Origin of the sequence: Coraliomargarita parva (genome assembly GCF_027257905.1) — a bacterium.
Taxonomy (GTDB): Bacteria; Verrucomicrobiota; Verrucomicrobiia; order Opitutales; family Coraliomargaritaceae; genus Coraliomargarita_A; species Coraliomargarita_A parva.
Genome location: NZ_JAPZEI010000010.1, coordinates 173,507 through 189,105 on the forward strand (window position 1 = coordinate 173,507; position 15,599 = coordinate 189,105).

The following is a 15,599-nucleotide window of genomic DNA, read 5'->3' on the forward strand; positions in this document are numbered from 1 at the left end:
TTAGAATCTAAACCCCTGAAGACAAGTTATGTTCAATGAATTTTGTCTAGCTCCGCTTTTCGGACTGTTCGGAGAGCAGTTGCTTCAGTTCTGCCTTTTTGTCTTCGTCCAGCTTGATGGCCTGGTCGGACGGTGTTTCCGCTTCATGCTTTTTGTAGCATCGGCACATGTCCTGGGATTCCATCACCTGTCGATTGAACTTGCCGCAAACAATGCACAGTTTCACGTGAAGTTTTAAGAAAAACTTCCTTATCGGAGACATCTTTTCGTAGTCCTCTTTGGATAATGCGCGTGATACTTGCTTGCAGGTAAACATTCTTAATTGGCCTCCGGACCGGTCCATTTCGACTCGATCAGGGTTTTCAATTGTTCGCGGGCCCGGTGAAGCAGCACCCATAAATAATTCGGGGTGATGTCCATGACCTTACAAACTTCTTCCGTACTCTGTTCCTCGAGAATGCGAAGGATAAAGGCCTGCCGTGCCGGTGACTTTACCTGGCCGATGCATTCTCTGAAGACTTCCCAGAACTCCCCATTGTCGTAATATTTGCGCGGGTTGAATTGCCAGGGATCCGGATTGGTCGTGGCAATACCGCTGTATTTGAACCAGAAGCTCTCCATCAGCGCCTCGTCCTCTGCCTCGATGTCGACATGTTTCTCGCGCACTGCTTTGCGAATCCGGTCCACAATCTTGTTCCGCATGATTCCGCGCAGCCAAAATTTGATGTCCCGGCTGCCATCAAAGCGATCCAGTGCCTTGATACCTGCGAGAAAGGTGTCTTGCACGCAGTCTGCGGCAGCCTCGGGGTCACGCAGGCGGGACATGGCATAGCCATAGAGGTAGTCCCCATAGCGGTCCACCCACGTTTCTGGCGGGGCGATGTCGACTTTGGGTTGCGGTTTGTCTGGCACTTCGGACGAGCATGTATCATCTACTGGCAGCGTCAATCGGAACTGATGATAGGTGAATCAGACTTGCCTCGCTTCACGCGAACCCGCAACACTCACGCTTGTGCAAACCGAGTCCGAACATCTGAAATCCCCAAGTCCGCGGAGTCTTACCATCTGGCGGATGGTGGATGGCAAGCCGGGGCATGAATCACAGTCGAAAGGCCTGGTTGATGCCTTAGCCCGTCGTGTCCAGGTATCTGCGTATGATCTGCCTGCTCCGGGCAAGCTGACGGCGATTCTGGGCTGCTTGTTGGGGCGTTTCTCCCCCGGTAAGGGCTTGCCGGATCCTGACTTGATACTTGGGGCCGGGCACCAAACGCACTTCAGCCTACTGGCGGCACGCCGTGCCCGCGGAGGAAAGAGCGTGGTCTTGATGCGCCCGAGCTTGCCGGTTGCCTGGTTTGATTTCTGTCTGGTTCCCAAACACGACAATCCGCCCACAGCCGCGAATGTCTTGCCCACGCTGGGCGTGCTCAATCCGGTAGCGAGATCGTCCGATGCGTCGGATGCTCAGGGCCTGATTCTTGTCGGGGGTCCTTCCACGCATTTTGATTGGGATGACCGGGAATTGCCCGCACAAGTTGTCGAGCAGGTGAAATTACACAGTGATGTGAATTGGATCCTGACCACCTCCCGGCGTACGCCGCCTGCGACCGAGTCGGCCCTGACACAATTGGACATTCCTAATTTGAAAATCGTGCCTTTCAGCGAGACCCGGCCTGGATGGGTGGCGGAGCACCTGAACCGGTCGGGTGCCGTCTTGGTCTCCGAAGACAGTGTCTCCATGGTCTTTGAAGCGGTTACTTCGGGCGCGAGGGTCGGCTTGTTGTCTGTGCCGCCCAAACCGGGAACTTCCCGGGTGCGGCGTTCCGTCGAAACACTGCTGTCCGAGAAGCGTGCCTATCGTTGCCGGCAGGGGCTCCGTATGGACCAGGCGGATTTGGAGAGGACGCCGGTTGCCGAAGCGGATCGCTCGGCCGATTGGATCCTGGAGCTGCTATTTCCGCGATGACGATGCGAAAAAAAGTCCTGCGCACCCGACGTCGATCGGATGCGAACCGCTATAAAGGTGGTCGTAAGTGGTGTCTGTACTGGATGGCGCGCCTCTTCATCTCTACCATGCGTCACGTTCCGGTCGGCCTGAGCTTCCGTTTCGGCCGAGCCTTGGGCACACTCTTTTATCGATGCATGTCGCAGCGTCGTGACATTGTGGAGCGTAATCTGGACATTGTGAACGCATGGTTGCTGGAACAGTCCGGCCTAAGTGTCGACTCGACCCGTATGCCGAAGCAGGATCAGGTGCGTGAGGTGTTCCAGCGGGCGGGAGCCAATCTCTTGAGTGGGTTCGGGTTTCACCGTCTGAGCGCGGACGGGATGCGCCACCATCTGGAATTTGAAGGTGTCGAGTATCTGAAAGCCGGCCTCGACCGGGGGAAGGGCATTATAATGTTACTTGCGCATATGGGACCCTGGGAAGTGCTGGCCCTAATGCCTAAGATCGCGGCTGGTGAAGGGCTTGAGGTGCGTATGGCCTCAATGTACCGTCCTCTCAATAATACTTATTTGGACGATTGGTATAAAGGGGCGCGTCAGGCAGAGGGCACTAAGCTTTACAGTCATCGTGACGGACTGCACAAGCCGGTCGATTTTCTACGTGGTGGCGGAATGCTCGGGATCCTGGCCGATCAGAAGCTCAAGCGTGGCGAACAGGTGCCTTTCTTCGGACACGATTCCCTTACGAATCCGCTTCCAGGCTTGATGCAGCAACGATCCGGAGCCACGGTCCTGAGTCTATCGCTCGCGACCATCGGACCCGCACGCTGGCGCCTGCGCATCGCCCCCACAGAACTGAGCCCCGGCCATAAGTTTGAGGGACGTGAGCAGTCTGCGTTGATGTGCAACCGTGCATTGGAGCAGATGCTCGCGGATAGCCCTTTGGACGGATTTTGGTTTCACGAACGTTTCGATGGCTACAAGCACAAGCTGGCCTAGGCGAGGGTGCTCGCTTATTATTCGGGGCCGGCTTCCAGTAGCACACCTTTGCCCTTGAGGCTGATACCTGCCTGGATGTCTTTCAGATGCTTCTGGATCTGCCTTTTTTGACGGGCTCGTCGCGCCTTGAGTTTGCGGATGGTCAGGGACGGGAACCACTCAACGAAGGGAAGGAAATCGGCGCGGCCAAAGCCATCGATTAAATATGCTTCAATCGCTCCGGCCTCAGTCGTGCGGATGACGATGTTGTGCGGGTGGGGGTTGCGCACGATGACTCTGTGCTGTAGCAAAAAGTCCCAGAATCTGTCCAATGCGGCTTGGACTTCGTCACTGAGGCCCTCCTGCCACAGCAGGCTTTTGAGAGTTGGGGCAGGGCTGCCGTCAGCATTACAAATGAAATCGCAAACCAGGCCTTCACCCAGATTGGTTGGCACCATACCATAGGCTTTGGGGAAGTGGTCTTGAAGCTGTTTGCCGAGTTTATGCTCCATCTTGTGGATGGACTTCAGCTCGCTCAAGTTCTCGTCATAATTGACGCGACGCCGAACATGGCGGAGAGGATCGCGGATCCGGCGGCCGATTTCCTGCCAGGGCTCGTGCAGAACCTTGATACATTTTTGCGGATCTCCCGGATGTCGGTAGCAGGAGCGATGTCCTCCGACGGCAAACAGCAGTTCCGGAGTCAGTTCGATCATTTTGGAAGAGGGTCAGAGTTCGCGGTTCAAATTGGATAATCGCCCTTTGGGACCTTCTTGGGAAGCTTTTCTTTCGAGTACGAGCTCAATCCGGCGTTGGAGCCCCTTGAGTCGTTTGGCGGCATGCTTCGGTGAGAATTTCGGGCCGGGCCGCCACGCTTCGGGCCGTCCATAGCCGTCGATTAGCACGATCCGGTTCGAGGCCTGCCCCAGTTGCAGAAGCAGGTTGTGGGGCAGCAGGTCGCGTGTCGGAGCGCCGCCGGCCAGCCAGGCTTCCCTGAAACGGGCGAGGGCCTCTCGAATTTTCGAGTCCATCCCGTTTTCCCAGATATATTGCTCGATTGTCTGCGAAATCTTGCCGTCCTGATCCCGAATGAGCTCGGTGGCATGGGCCTGTCCGAGATCGGTGGATACTAAGCCGTAGGTTTCTGGTAGATGTTGGCGTGCGGCATGCGGCAGATGCGAGTGGAGATAGCCGAGCGAAACGTATTCCTGTAGATTTTCATCGTAGCGGGCGAGAGGCTTGAGACGCCCCCACCAGGATTTTCTTCGGCGTCTAAGCTCGGGAGTGCGGTGCTCTTGATGGACCTTTAGGCAGATGTTTGGGGTTTCCGGGCTGACATAGCAGAGCCGGTTGCCTCCTTTGCTGAAGTAATCGGTGTTGGATAACTGGATTGGAGCTTCACTCACGCGGCTGATTAAGTGAGGGCCCTGCGTCCGAGTAAAGCCATAGATACGGTCGGTGTTTTAACTTGTCCGCCGTGCCGCATGCCTTAACACAATACCATGAAATCCACTCCGTCCTGGGCCCATCGTATGTATCTGCGGTTATTTCGCGGAAAGGCCTACTGGCACCAGCGTTTCTACCCTCCGGATATTCAGGTAGTCCAGTCCTCCGGGCGGGTCTGGTTCGAGAGGCAGGGGACTGTTCTCCTCGAAGCCTATCCGGTTGAATATCTGCAAGGCAAATTCAAGGGCCGCTGCAATATCCTGCTGGCGGGGCCGTCGGCGCGTACAATTGAGGATACTTCTTTGCTCTCCCGCCATGCGCTCATGTGTGTGAGCGGATCCCCGCAAATTCTGGGCGAGCCCTTGCCCCGCATGACCTTTTATCATGTGAACGACGCCACTTATTTGCGGGACCGCCTCGATAATTTCCTTGAGTATGCGGCGCACGCGGAGTGGACCATCATCGATTACCGGATTGCCTTTGAGATGCTGCGTCTGGCACCGGATTGCTTGCCGGATACTAAATTCGTGGTTTTTGACAACTGGGCCTACCCTTTGTACCTCCCTCTTGGAGCGATTCAACGGGTCGCGGCGCCCCCAAGGAACGGACAAGTCTACTGCTCCACGGACTTGAGGATGGGGTTGGCGACCGGGGGGACTGTGGCCTACACCGGAGGGCAGTTGGCCTGGCATTTCGGCTTCGATTCGGCTTATTACTACGGCTTGGACCTGACCAATACGGGGCATGCCTACAACGACCCCAATCCACGCAGGCAGGCTTTGGACAAGGCTTACACTGACGTGATTGAGCCTGCCTTTGAATTATTGGCCCGTGAATCCTCCAAAACCGGCTTTAAGCTTTATAATTGTAACCCGAATTCACGCTTGCCCGACCGCGTCATGCCGTATCTGGATACCAATGATTCCCTGACTCTAGAGCCCAATATCTGACCTATGGACCGTTCCAAGTTTAAGCGTAAGGAGAAAACCATCTATTCGCGCATCATTACCGCAAAGCTCAAGCGGAAGATGCGTGGACCATTCGCCCGCATGACGGCAAGCCGTCGCCAACTGCCGGGTTACATCGTAGTGGGTACCCATAAAGGGGGAACCTCCTCGATTCAAAGTTACCTGATCCAGCACCCGCAGCTCTTCGGGGGAACGCATAAGGAACTCCATTTCTTCGATTATCAGTACCATCGCGGCTTGGATTGGTACCGAAGTATCTTTCCGCGGGCTAAAAATCTGCCTGAAGGGAGCCTGACTGGTGAGGCGACGCCCCTCTATATGGTGCATCCGCTCGTTCCGGCCAGGATCGCTGAATGCATTCCCGATGTGAAGCTGATCTTCCTGCTTCGCGACCCTGTGCAGCGCTCCATCTCCCACTATTACCACCAGGTCCGGCGTGGACGTGAAAAGCTGTCGATTGCCGATGGCTTTGCCGCTGAAGATGAACGCGTGCTGCCCGAAAAGAAACGCTTGTTGGCTGGTGAAATCTTCAAGCCGGAAGGTTTCCGGCGTTTCTCTTACCGTGAACGCAGTCACTATGCGGAGCAATTGGAGCGCTGGTTCCAGTATTTCCCGCGAGAGCAGTGCTTTATTGATACCAGTGAACGTTTCTACGCGGATACCGCCGGCTTTCTTCGGGATGTTTTTGAGTTTCTTGGAGTGGATCCGGATGCCACGATTCCTGATTTGAAGCCACGTAACGTGGGGATACCCCGAGATGAAGACTCGGAGATCCGCCAAATGCTGAGCGAATATTTTAAACCGCATAATCAACGTTTGGAGAAACTTCTTGGGCGGAGTTTCGATTGGCAGTAAGCGGTATGAGGATTTTACAGGTAGGATATGCGCAAACCCGTCGCTGGGGAAAGGCCCGGGTCAGCACCGAGCACAAGCTTTATAATGGCTTGGTCCGGAACTGCCACAATGTGCTCCATTACAGTGATCGTGACATGGCGGCCTTTTTGGCGCCGTTCGGGTTGCGGGACCTCGGAAAAGGGAAGTCGAACCGGAAGCTGGTCGAGGTGGCGTCTAATTTTAGGCCCGATCTGATCCTGCTGGGGCATTGCGATATTATTCGGAATGAAACACTGCTGGAAATCCGGCGCTTGCTCCCTGAGGTGCGGATCGCCTACCGTAACGTGGATCCGCTGTTTGTGCCACATAATGTCGAGGCCATCCACCGGCGTAAGGAGGTCGTGGATACGATCTTTGTCACTACCGCTGGTCCGGGGCTGGATCCGTTTAAGGGCTATCGGGCGACGGTTCACTACATGCCGAATCCGACGGACGTGGCGATTGAGTTTCTGGAAAATGCCAGCCGTGTGGATCTTCCCATCGATCTTTTCTTCTGCGGTAATAGCAATGAGCACACCACTAGAAAGGACACTGTGGTCGCGCTTTCCGAACAGCTGAGGGATAGTGACCTGGTCTTCAAGACCTATGGCTTCTTCGGCGAGCCGAATGTCTGGGGGCGTGATTACGACGCGGTCCTGGCACAAAGCAAAATGGGCCTGAACCTAAACCGGCAGGAAGGCGATTTTCTCTACTCTTCCGCGCGTTTGGCCCAGCTTATGGGGAACGGTATTGTTCCGGCTATTCACCGGGCTTGCCAGATGCAGGTCTTGCTGGGGGAGGAACGTGCCGTTTTCTTTGACTCCGTTGAAGAATTGATTCCTAAGTTGAAGGAACTGCATGCGGACGACGCCCAGAGGCGTGCGCTTGCTGCAGAAGGCCAACGTTTTTATCGGGAGCATTTCTGCTCAGAGCGAGTGGCGCAATATATCGTTGAGCGAACCATGGGCATTCCATTCAGTCATGACTACATCTGGCAGCAATTCTAAGGGACGGACACTCCATATTTTCGAGTGCAGCACGCTGCTTCATGGGCCGATGTGGCTGGAGCTTTTTATCGGGGCATTGCAGGCGCGTTTTGAGCAGATTGTCATTACGCTGCCGGATGTAGAGTCGTATGCAGGCTTTATTGAGAAGTATCGTACGCACAATCAGGTGAGCCTGCGCCCTTATCCGATCGTTGATGAGGTGCGGAATCGTGCCCAGGCGCTTAAATTCTTTCATGATGTTAAAGCGGACTGCACGCTGGTGACCTACTGGGACCATATGGCAAAACCTCAGTGGTGGTCGAAGATGGAAGGTGTCGAAGGTGAAGTCTGGGCGGTGTGTTTCCTTTCGCCCCTGGCGGCCGATTCCAGTTTGTGGAGCCGGCTGTTTTCCCGTAAGGCGAGGAAACGTCATGCAAATAAGAAAATTTTCATCGAAACGCCTCCTTTCCTGACGAAAATGTTCTGTCTCGACCCACTCTTGGTCGAATATTTTAACGCCGCCGGCCGGCTTCGGTGTCAGTTATTGCCGGACCCATGGCTGGGTGAGTCCTTGAATTTGAGCAAAGAGGAAGCCCGGCGCCAACTCGGATTGCCCGATGATAAGACCATCTATCTTCACTTAGGTGGGCATTACACACGAAAAGGTCTGGGGGATGCGGTTGAAGTCTGGGAAAGCGGGGAATTGCCGCCTTCCGCCTATTTGCTCCGAGCCGGTGTGACTCGTGATTCCTATCTCCAGCGCTTGCAGGATCTGGAAGCGCGTGGTGTGGCCGGCTTGATCAACCGCTTTTTAACAGATGAGGAATTGAACCTCTATCTTTGTGCTGCGGACTGGATCCTCTTGCCATATCGCGATCATTTGGGGTCTTCCGGATTGCTCTGCGGCGCTGCCGCCATGGGGCGACCGGTCATCTGCAGCTTTGCGGGTGTGTTGGGGACGACTGTGAAGGAGAACGGCTTGGGGCTGTTGTTCCGCCATAAATCGGTTCCGGACCTGAAACGTGTGGTTCAGGAGTCGATGGAGCTGGATCCTGACAGTTTTCAGGCAGGTCTTCAGGCCTACCGAAATGAACATTCAGAGGCCAATTTTCACCGATGTGTGCGGGCCGGAGCCGATGCTTAGACCTCTGCGGTTCGTGCAAATCCGCCGTTCTGGAAGTAGCGCTCTTGGCAGTAGTCGTAGATTGCGTAATCCAGAGTGTTCATTTGGCGGAATTTTGAAATCACGGCATCGCTGAGTTGTACGCGGGCGGGGCTGCTGGATTGAGGCTGGCTGCGGTTCTTGCGGGGAAGCTCAATGACGGGCTTTCCGATACGGCCAGCCAGACGGTTCAAGCCTTCCTGGAAGTGGCTTTGCAGGCCTATGAAATAATATTGGTCCAAGTAAGGTTTGAAGTCCTCCTGCCCGACCCCCAGAACGCTGGCGATGTAGTTACACTCTTCTTCCAGATGGGCTTCAAGACTGTCGGCCCGCTCTTGTCCTTTTTTGCCCAGGTAGCTATAGTAGGACATGCGTAACTCCAGTGGCTCCCGTATGAAGGAGAAGATGCGAAAGCGCGCCGGGTCGAACACTTCGGGATAGCGCTCGTTCAAGTGGTAGCCGTCCAGTTCGAAGTGGCCGGAGAGGCATTCGGCGGATCGAAACCGTGACACATCTTGCTTGGGTGGGTAGTTGGTGGTCCAGCCTTCACGGTAATCGGTTCGGAGTATGAACCATTCCTTCAAAACATCTCGTAGGCTCATGCCACCACATTTGGGGATGTGGTGAAAGACGTAGGAAGGCGATTTCGGGCTCCATTTCGCCAGAATCGGACGTATCTTCTTGCGGTAGAATTTTTTGCGATCCATGCCGGTCTTATTCGGAAAACTGGTAATCGAAGGCTTTAATCTCCCGGGCACAGGCTTGAGCCACATAATTTTTAGTGACCTCGTTGTGCACAGACTGGTAGCTCGCGCGGTCGGGGCGGAAATTCGCCTTGGCCTGCGGAAGTTCGGGCGGGTTCGGAACACCCAGCTCTATCAGAGTTTGCCTGAATTCAGCTGCCAAGTTCTCGTAGCGAAGGACGCGGTCGACCGCAATCTCGCCGTTGATGCTGTAAAAGTCGATAGTGCCGTCCGGGAAATACCGCTGCACCCACTCTTCGAAGGGCATCTCTTGTTTTTTGTTACGCTGCGCAAAGTAATAGGCGGAGACCGCTTTGTCCCATGGGTTCCGGTCGATCGTGAATTTGAAATATTCGTTCCACAGCTTTTTTCCGAGTCGTGCACGGATTTCGATCGCTGACATGTGGCTGCGGTATTTCCAGCCGTGCATGAATTCGCGGAATTCTCCCTTGATCCGCCACCCGCGGCCGGATCGCCAAGGGCGCTTTAGGAAGGGGTGAGGGAGGAAGAAACCTTTGGCATTTTGTGGATTGTGGCTTTCTTCGCCCGGGCGCGGTTTTTTCCACCACTTCGAGAGAGGTGAGCAGACATCCTCCGGTCCACAGATTTTGTTGAGGGCCATCTCCACGCTGGTCCCGGCGGTTTTTCCGGTTTTGACAAAGATGAATTTATACTTGTGGGAGATGACGGTCATTACTGCCTGAACTGGGAGTTGAGTGGCTCTTTAAAGCAGGAGAGTGGAATGTACATTACAGAGGAGTTGGATGAAATCGATGGTAGTACGAGCTGGATGCAGGCATCACTTTTATTCTTTTCATTCTAATATTTGGGTTGGGTCAAATGCAGAAGGGGGAACAAATCGTCCTTTTCAGGGTAGAGTTTCATCGGGGACGTTCCTGATTTATCCCTTTTTTACACATTACGCATTGTGATCTAAGTCTGCGACTCTTCTGCTGGGGGCATTTGTCTTTTGCCTCTGTCTGTACTAGCTACGCTCTATAGCTTTCATGAATTATCCGACCAAAAAGGTTCTGTTTGTGCCTGTCACATCTTCAAAAGGGATGGGCGAATTCATGCGTAGCTATGCGGTCGCCGAAGAGCTCCTGCAGCGTCATCCGGACTGGGATCTGCGTTTTGTTTTAAGCAAGCAGGCAGAATACCGGACGTCATGCAAACTACCGTTCTTTGATGTCAGTCGCTCTCCGACCCGGCTGGACGACGAACTTTATGCTGTTATCGATGAGTTTGAACCCGAACTGGTGGTTTTCGATAATGCAGGTCTGCTGAAACACTTCCGTTATGCTTACCTGCGTGGTTCTCTGGTCTCATATATCTCCCCGTTTCCTCATAAGAGAGCTAAGATGTTGAAACTGGCGCGCTTGCCCTACGTGGCCAAGCACTGGGTTGCTCTGCCTGAATTCATGGCGGGTGAATTCTCGATGATCGAAAAAATCAAGACCAGAGTGTACCCGCGCTGTCGTCCTGAACACGTTGGAGTGGTTTACCGCTCGCCGCGGAAAAGCGAGCAGCAGGCGCTTTTGAATTCGATTGGTGTGGAGGCTGGCAAATTCGTCTTATTGAGTGGTGGCTCGGGGGGGCACTTTGCCGGAGCACGCCCCGTGACTGAAGTGTTGATGGACGTGGCCAGAAAATTGGCGGCAACGCGCGGTTCGGATTGCGTTATCATCCTTGGCGAGAATTACAAGGGTGAGGTTTGCGGAGCACCGGGGGTGAAGGTCTTGCGTTCGCTTCAGAACCAGGATTTTATCAGTCTGATGGAGGCGGCGGAATGTGCGGTACTCTGCGGGGGGGATACTTTGCTGCAAGCATTGTCCCTTCGTAAACCGGTCGTGGCGATTCCCGTCGCCAAGGATCAGTATCCACGAATTCGCCGTCTCACTTCTGTCGGCTTGGTTCGAACCTGTAATCCGGACCCGGATTTAATTATGGAGCAAATGATCCGGCTGCTCAAGCCTGCCGAACATTCGGCGCTTCTTGAACGAATGGATGAGTTCCAGATAAGGAATGGCTTGGAGGCGATTGTCGCTGGCATTGAATCCCTCCTCATCGCGTCAGCCGGGCCGCTACCAAGTGGGCTTGCGGAAGCCGAGGGGCGCTAGCACTACTGTTGCATGCCTTTGGCCGTGGCTTCCGATTTTGCCCGGTGCTTGAGTGTGTTTTTCAGTCCCTTTCGGAACCGGGCCATGCGCTTGCGGATCTGGCGTTTCTCCAGGGCTGGTACCCAGTGGTTGATCGGATTGACCGAACTGCAGCCGAATCCATCAATCACAACGGCTTGGAGTTCCCCATTGGTGAGAGCCCGGTAGGCAATATTGTGGGGAAAGGGGTCGCGGACTTGGATGCGGTATTGCAATAGAAACCGTTCGAGATATTCCACCGCGCGTAGGCTTTCCGGCGTGATGCCATTTCGTAGCGTATATTCTTTGGCTGAGATTGCGATGCTACCGTCGCTGTCGGTGATGAGCTCCATGCAGAGCCCGAGCCCGATGTCGGTTTCAATAAAGCCCTCGCAGTGGGGAAAGTGCGCGGCTGCCTTGTCTCCGGCTTTTTCAAAGGCTCGACAGATCTCGCGGCTGTCCCTCAGGTTTTCATCATAACTGCGCGCACTCCGCAGCTGTTTCCACCAGGGATCCGCCTTGCGTTGCTGGTTCGGCTCCCTGCCTGGCAGGAAGACCTTGATGCAACAGTCGGCACGCTCGGGATGGAGGTAGCAGGCGCGTTTGCCTCCAACGGCAAAGGGAGGCGTCTGATTCAGTTCAATCATTCACTATAGCCAAAGGGGCATTGCATCTCTTGGAGCGCTTGCTCGCAGTACGCAATATCGGCTTCGTCCAGATAATCGACGTAGCCTCCGATCTTGCCTTTGCGCACCTTGTAGGATTCGGGGTCGTTTTTGTCGCCTGGCCGTAGTTTCTTGTTCTTCAGGCTGTTGCTTGCCTCCATCGCCTTCATGCTTTCAAACGAGGCGTATTCCACGGCGTCCGCGATTTCCGAGTCGCTCACGCCGGCTGCGCCGAGAAAATTGAGGGCGTTGCGCAGGGACTGATGGGGTTCTTCGTGCATGTCCTCATAGCGCAGAAGGGTGAAAGAGGCCGGTAGATGCTTGTTCGCATCCCAGATTTGGTAGTAGCGGATGATTTTTCGGATGCCATGGGTGTCGCTCCGGATGAAATCGTGAATGTCACCTTCGTAACGTGACTTCCGGCGGGTGGCTTGAAAAAAGCAGGAAACCACGACGTCCCGGGGGTCCCGGACTAGGAGCATCACATGGTTCTCGGCATACTTCCCCTTTGTCTCGGTGAAGTCTTGCAAGGCGCGACCTTCGGAGTTTGAGGTTTCGTCATGGGAAAAATCAACGGGGGGCAGGCCTGCGGCTACGGTCATTGTTTTTTCGTCGAAGATCTGCTCTTCACTCAAGCCGAAGTGTTGCGTGAAAATACGGCCGATCATCACGCGCAACCATGTGCGCCCGCTTTTCGGGTAGGATAAGATCCAATGGCTGGTGAGGACATCGACAGCCGGGGGAGAGGTCTTCCGGAAGCGAGCAAAGAGGCTTTTCAGTGGCATGTCTGATTGCTAGTCGACCCTGTTCCTGCAGTAAAGACAAGTTTCGGATTCTCGACGGTTGCTTTTTACGGCTTAGTTCGCGATCAATCCTTATACAGATCTATGCCGATGACGAATGTTAGCCCAAATCTTCGCCTCCTTCAGGTGATGCTCGCACCCGGTGACGGAGGAGCGGAAACCTTCTTTGAAAAGCTGGCCATTGCTTTTCAGGAGTCGGGAGTGAACCAGCTGCTCGTTATCTGCCGGCACCCGCAACGGCGTGCTCGTCTGGAGGCTGCGGGCTGTGAGGTAATCGAAATTCCGGCCAAAGGCTGGCGTAAGTGGCTGGCTCGTCACGCAGTCTCACGTATTGCGGAAGGCTTCAAGCCGACGGTGCAGTTGGCTTGGATGAGCCGTGCCGCCCATGCCCTGAGTCGGCGTAGTGGTTGCGTGAATCTCGCTCGCTTGGGCGGGTACTATCCGCTCAAATATTACAAATCCTGTGACTTCCTTGTCGGTAACACGCCCAGTGTGATTGAACATTTGAATGGCTTGGGCTGGCCGGTTGAGCGCATGCGCCTGATTAGCAATTTCGGGGAACTTCCGGATGCTCTGGGGGATGTCTCCGACTGTCGGGTGGAGTTTGGTTTGACGGAGGAGGATCAGGTTTTGCTCACTCTAGGGCGTCTGCATGTGAATAAGGCACAGGATGTACTTATCCGCGCTTTGCCGGAGATTCCCTCTGCGCATCTGCTGATTGCCGGGGAAGGTGGGTTGCGAGAGGAATTGGAAGCCCTCGCGCTGAGCCTGGAGGTCGCGGAACGGGTGCATTTTCTTGGCTGGCGGCGGGATACGGCGGCTCTGTTTAAGACGGCCGATCTCTGTGTCTTCCCCTCGCGGCAGGAACCATTGGGGAATGTTGTGCTTGAGGCTTGGGCGTATGGCGTCCCAATTGTTGCTGCGGCAAGTGAAGGGCCGGCATGGCTCATCGAAGACGGGAAGAATGGACTGCTTTTCCCTATTGACGATGTCAAAGCATGCGCAGAGGCCACACAGAGAATGCTTCAGGATACGTGCCTTCAGGCGAACTGTGTAGGCGAAGGTCGTTCTAAGCTGGAGTCCGGCTTTACCAAACCGGTGATCGTGCAGCGGTTTCTGGAACTGTTTGAGGAATTGTCCGAAGACTAGTCTGCTTTGCCCTGGTCTTCGTAGTATTGATTGGCCAGTCGGAGGTCTTCCGGAGTATCGACAGCGATCCCGCTTTCGGTCACTTCGACCATTTGCACCGCGTTGCCGTATTCCACGAAACGAAGCATTTCCACGGACTCCACTTGCTCCAGGGGGCCTTGTGCTCGGGATGTAAAGGCTTCCAGTGCATCGCGACGGAATGCGTACAGTCCTAGTTGGCGAAGGTAGACGGGTTCTTTCCGTAAAGGGTAGGGGATCGGCGCACGGGAATAGGCAAGTGCCAAGCCGGTCACTGATAACACGACTTTCACGACATTCGGGCTCGCGACCGCGGCCGGATCTTCAATTCGGCTATAGCCGTTTGTTGCGAAGACCGTTGAGTCGGCTTGCTTGAGCGCACGTGCGACCTTGTTAATCGACTCCGGGTCGATGAACGGTTCGTCGCCTTGTATGTTCACGACTGCCTCAGCATCTAGAATACGTGCACATTCGGCCACGCGGTCTGTGCCGGTCTGATGTGCTTTGCCGGTCATCAAGACCTTGATGTCCAGTTGTTTGCATGTGGCTTCGATGCGGAAGTCATCGGTTGCGATATAAACGTCCTCCAATTCGCTGGCTTGCTGCGCTTGTTGGTAGACATGCCACATCATCGGCTTGTCACCAATGTCTGCCAAAGGCTTTCCGGGAAAACGCGTGGATTGGTAACGGCAGGGAATGATTCCGATCATCTTGCGGAGTTTCACCTAATTTCGAGCCTTGGCAATGTCGTTTATCTTATCAGGTATTTCCGAAACTTGATGGGCCACGCGCGTATTGCCTTCCGGGTTGACGCAGTAGCCCCAATCGGCATGCAGGTAATCGATACCCGCCCTTTGTGCGGCTTCGTAATCGGTGTCCATGTCGCCGATGTAGATGGTGTCCGCCGGGTCTTCCTGGCTCTCCGCCATCGCCAGAAGCAAATAGTCAGGGGCCGGTTTGCCTCGGTAGCGTTTATCAGGGGTCTGCACTGTGATGAAGTCGACCTGAAGTCGGCTTAGGACGACTTGCGTACGCGTCCCGTCCTTCGAAGTAACCAGTCCCAGCTTGCATCCTTGGCTGTGCAAGGCCTGCAGCATCCGGTTCACTCCCGGGAAGAGGCGTGCACGGTTCATCGCCTCCAGCGAGGCGACCCGATAGATGCGCTCGATCTCCTTGTAGTCACCTTCCACGCCGATAATCTTCAGGATATCCCCAAACGGCCGCCCGATATTGCGAAAGTAGTCCGCGAAGGGAACAGTTACGCCGGTCGCTTGCTGAACCGTCTCCCAAGCTACCTCCATGTTCGCTTTCGAGTCCAACAACACGCCATCCATGTCAAAGAGGACGAGCTTTTTAGTCATCCCCAAGCAATAGAATGACAGCTCATCCAATAGCCAGACTTAAATTTAAAGGGACAGGCAGAATGAACTGTACAATCTGATTGTCATGTTGCATGTTTGAGTGATGCGGATGCGTCGATTGAAGGTGAGTGGAAGTGATGCGGTGTATCACTGTATGACGCGCACGGTGAACGGGGAGGCCTTGTTCGGTGACAGTGAGAAGGAGGTGCTTCGTAAGATGCTGCACCAGGTGTCGGACTTTTGCGGGGTACAGGTGCTGACTTACTGCATCATGGGCAATCACTTCCATGTGCTGCTGCGAGTGCCGGACCGGCAGTCGGTGGGGGATGCGGAGCTGATGCGGCGCTACCGTGTGCTGTACCCGC

Annotated in this window: 19 protein-coding genes; 9 read left to right on the top strand and 10 right to left on the bottom strand. The window is 54.8% G+C overall.

The features are described 5' to 3' along the window. Positions 1 to 46 precede the first annotated feature (46 nt). Both O2597_RS15115 and O2597_RS15120 read right to left on the bottom strand, forming a co-directional pair. Entirely contained in the window at positions 47 to 226 is a 180-nt protein-coding gene (locus tag O2597_RS15115; protein ID WP_269526173.1) for a hypothetical protein, read from the bottom strand. Between the two features lie 92 nt (positions 227 to 318). After that, entirely contained in the window at positions 319 to 912 is a 594-nt protein-coding gene (locus O2597_RS15120) for a sigma-70 family RNA polymerase sigma factor (protein WP_269526174.1), read from the bottom strand. Positions 913 to 964: 52 nt separating this feature from the next. Between O2597_RS15120 and O2597_RS15125 the strand changes: the two genes are divergently transcribed. Next, a complete protein-coding gene (locus tag O2597_RS15125) occupies positions 965 to 1,963 on the top strand; it encodes a mitochondrial fission ELM1 family protein (protein ID WP_269526176.1) in 999 nt (332 codons plus the stop codon). Positions 1,964 to 1,965: 2 nt separating this feature from the next. Next, positions 1,966 to 2,943 carry a lysophospholipid acyltransferase family protein gene (locus tag O2597_RS15130; RefSeq protein WP_269526178.1) on the top strand — a complete coding sequence of 326 codons (978 nt, stop codon included), beginning with the start codon at positions 1,966 to 1,968 and terminating at the stop codon, positions 2,941 to 2,943. Between the two features lie 17 nt (positions 2,944 to 2,960). Here the strand turns inward: O2597_RS15130 and O2597_RS15135 are convergent, their stop codons facing one another. Both O2597_RS15135 and O2597_RS15140 read right to left on the bottom strand, forming a co-directional pair. Next, positions 2,961 to 3,638 carry a YrbL family protein gene (locus O2597_RS15135; RefSeq protein WP_269526180.1) on the bottom strand — a complete coding sequence of 226 codons (678 nt, stop codon included), beginning with the start codon at positions 3,636 to 3,638 and terminating at the stop codon, positions 2,961 to 2,963. 12 nt (positions 3,639 to 3,650) lie between these two features. After that, entirely contained in the window at positions 3,651 to 4,328 is a 678-nt protein-coding gene (locus tag O2597_RS15140; RefSeq protein WP_269526181.1) for a YrbL family protein, read from the bottom strand. 96 nt (positions 4,329 to 4,424) lie between these two features. Here O2597_RS15140 and O2597_RS15145 point away from each other — a divergent pair, with 96 nt between their 5' ends. Genes O2597_RS15145 through O2597_RS15160 form a run of 4 tightly spaced genes read left to right on the top strand, consistent with a single transcriptional unit; the run spans position 4,425 to position 8,339 of the window. Beyond that, positions 4,425 to 5,318 (top strand): hypothetical protein, encoded by an 894-nt coding sequence (locus O2597_RS15145; protein WP_269526183.1) that lies wholly within the window; start codon positions 4,425 to 4,427, stop codon positions 5,316 to 5,318. A 3-nt stretch (positions 5,319 to 5,321) separates the two neighbouring features. Beyond that, positions 5,322 to 6,191 (top strand): sulfotransferase domain-containing protein, encoded by an 870-nt coding sequence (locus tag O2597_RS15150; protein ID WP_269526185.1) that lies wholly within the window; start codon positions 5,322 to 5,324, stop codon positions 6,189 to 6,191. Between the two features lie 5 nt (positions 6,192 to 6,196). Continuing rightward, entirely contained in the window at positions 6,197 to 7,216 is a 1,020-nt protein-coding gene (locus O2597_RS15155; protein WP_269526187.1) for a glycosyltransferase family protein, read from the top strand. Beyond that, complete coding sequence (locus O2597_RS15160; RefSeq protein ID WP_269526189.1) at positions 7,191 to 8,339, top strand: glycosyltransferase; 1,149 nt, start codon at positions 7,191 to 7,193, stop codon at positions 8,337 to 8,339. Before O2597_RS15155 ends, O2597_RS15160 begins: the two co-directional genes overlap by 26 nt. Here O2597_RS15160 and O2597_RS15165 read toward each other — a convergent pair. Then, the gene (locus O2597_RS15165) at positions 8,336 to 9,064 is read right to left on the bottom strand and encodes a hypothetical protein (protein ID WP_269526191.1); all 729 of its coding nucleotides are present in this window, start codon (positions 9,062 to 9,064) and stop codon (positions 8,336 to 8,338) included. The two genes, O2597_RS15160 and O2597_RS15165, sit on opposite strands and share 4 nt — an antisense overlap. 7 nt (positions 9,065 to 9,071) lie before the next feature. Then, positions 9,072 to 9,794 (bottom strand): sulfotransferase family 2 domain-containing protein, encoded by a 723-nt coding sequence (locus O2597_RS15170; protein ID WP_269526193.1) that lies wholly within the window; start codon positions 9,792 to 9,794, stop codon positions 9,072 to 9,074. Positions 9,795 to 10,107: 313 nt separating this feature from the next. Between O2597_RS15170 and O2597_RS15175 the strand changes: the two genes are divergently transcribed. Continuing rightward, on the top strand, positions 10,108 to 11,220 hold the full coding sequence (locus O2597_RS15175) for a hypothetical protein (protein ID WP_269526195.1): 1,113 nt from the start codon (positions 10,108 to 10,110) through the stop codon (positions 11,218 to 11,220). A gap of 2 nt (positions 11,221 to 11,222) precedes the next feature. On the opposite strand, the gene O2597_RS15180 is transcribed toward O2597_RS15175, so the two are convergent. Together O2597_RS15180 and O2597_RS15185 are read right to left on the bottom strand one after the other, a co-directional pair. Further along, the gene (locus O2597_RS15180; protein ID WP_269526197.1) at positions 11,223 to 11,885 is read right to left on the bottom strand and encodes a YrbL family protein; all 663 of its coding nucleotides are present in this window, start codon (positions 11,883 to 11,885) and stop codon (positions 11,223 to 11,225) included. Beyond that, positions 11,882 to 12,688 (bottom strand): sulfotransferase domain-containing protein, encoded by an 807-nt coding sequence (locus O2597_RS15185; RefSeq protein WP_269526199.1) that lies wholly within the window; start codon positions 12,686 to 12,688, stop codon positions 11,882 to 11,884. Before O2597_RS15185 ends, O2597_RS15180 begins: the two co-directional genes overlap by 4 nt. Positions 12,689 to 12,790: 102 nt before the next feature. Between O2597_RS15185 and O2597_RS15190 the strand changes: the two genes are divergently transcribed. After that, positions 12,791 to 13,855 (top strand): glycosyltransferase, encoded by a 1,065-nt coding sequence (locus O2597_RS15190; protein WP_269526201.1) that lies wholly within the window; start codon positions 12,791 to 12,793, stop codon positions 13,853 to 13,855. On the opposite strand, the gene kdsB is transcribed toward O2597_RS15190, so the two are convergent. Further along, positions 13,852 to 14,598, bottom strand: a complete 747-nt coding sequence (gene kdsB / locus O2597_RS15195) for a 3-deoxy-manno-octulosonate cytidylyltransferase (protein WP_269526203.1) — start codon at positions 14,596 to 14,598, stop codon at positions 13,852 to 13,854. The genes O2597_RS15190 and kdsB overlap by 4 nt on opposite strands. Next, complete coding sequence (locus O2597_RS15200; RefSeq protein WP_269526205.1) at positions 14,599 to 15,234, bottom strand: HAD family hydrolase; 636 nt, start codon at positions 15,232 to 15,234, stop codon at positions 14,599 to 14,601. 109 nt (positions 15,235 to 15,343) lie between these two features. Here O2597_RS15200 and O2597_RS15205 point away from each other — a divergent pair. Next, positions 15,344 to 15,599, top strand: a 256-nt coding sequence (locus O2597_RS15205) for a transposase (protein ID WP_269526207.1), incomplete at its 3' end; no start/stop codon positions are given.

What these genes read in the sequence shown, in the direction of transcription:
- O2597_RS15130 (WP_269526178.1), top strand. Translation starts at nt 1,966, where the DNA reads ATGCGAAAAAAAGTCCTGCGCACCCGACGTCGATCGGATGCGAACCGC.
- O2597_RS15135 (WP_269526180.1), bottom strand. Translation starts at nt 3,638, where the DNA reads ATGATCGAACTGACTCCGGAACTGCTGTTTGCCGTCGGAGGACATCGC.
- O2597_RS15145 (WP_269526183.1), top strand. Translation starts at nt 4,425, where the DNA reads ATGAAATCCACTCCGTCCTGGGCCCATCGTATGTATCTGCGGTTATTT.
- O2597_RS15150 (WP_269526185.1), top strand. Translation starts at nt 5,322, where the DNA reads ATGGACCGTTCCAAGTTTAAGCGTAAGGAGAAAACCATCTATTCGCGC.
- O2597_RS15155 (WP_269526187.1), top strand. Translation starts at nt 6,197, where the DNA reads ATGAGGATTTTACAGGTAGGATATGCGCAAACCCGTCGCTGGGGAAAG.
- O2597_RS15160 (WP_269526189.1), top strand. Translation starts at nt 7,191, where the DNA reads ATGACTACATCTGGCAGCAATTCTAAGGGACGGACACTCCATATTTTC.
- O2597_RS15165 (WP_269526191.1), bottom strand. Translation starts at nt 9,064, where the DNA reads ATGGATCGCAAAAAATTCTACCGCAAGAAGATACGTCCGATTCTGGCG.
- O2597_RS15170 (WP_269526193.1), bottom strand. Translation starts at nt 9,794, where the DNA reads ATGACCGTCATCTCCCACAAGTATAAATTCATCTTTGTCAAAACCGGA.
- O2597_RS15175 (WP_269526195.1), top strand. Translation starts at nt 10,108, where the DNA reads ATGAATTATCCGACCAAAAAGGTTCTGTTTGTGCCTGTCACATCTTCA.
- O2597_RS15180 (WP_269526197.1), bottom strand. Translation starts at nt 11,885, where the DNA reads ATGATTGAACTGAATCAGACGCCTCCCTTTGCCGTTGGAGGCAAACGC.
- O2597_RS15185 (WP_269526199.1), bottom strand. Translation starts at nt 12,688, where the DNA reads ATGCCACTGAAAAGCCTCTTTGCTCGCTTCCGGAAGACCTCTCCCCCG.
- O2597_RS15190 (WP_269526201.1), top strand. Translation starts at nt 12,791, where the DNA reads ATGCCGATGACGAATGTTAGCCCAAATCTTCGCCTCCTTCAGGTGATG.
- O2597_RS15200 (WP_269526205.1), bottom strand. Translation starts at nt 15,234, where the DNA reads ATGACTAAAAAGCTCGTCCTCTTTGACATGGATGGCGTGTTGTTGGAC.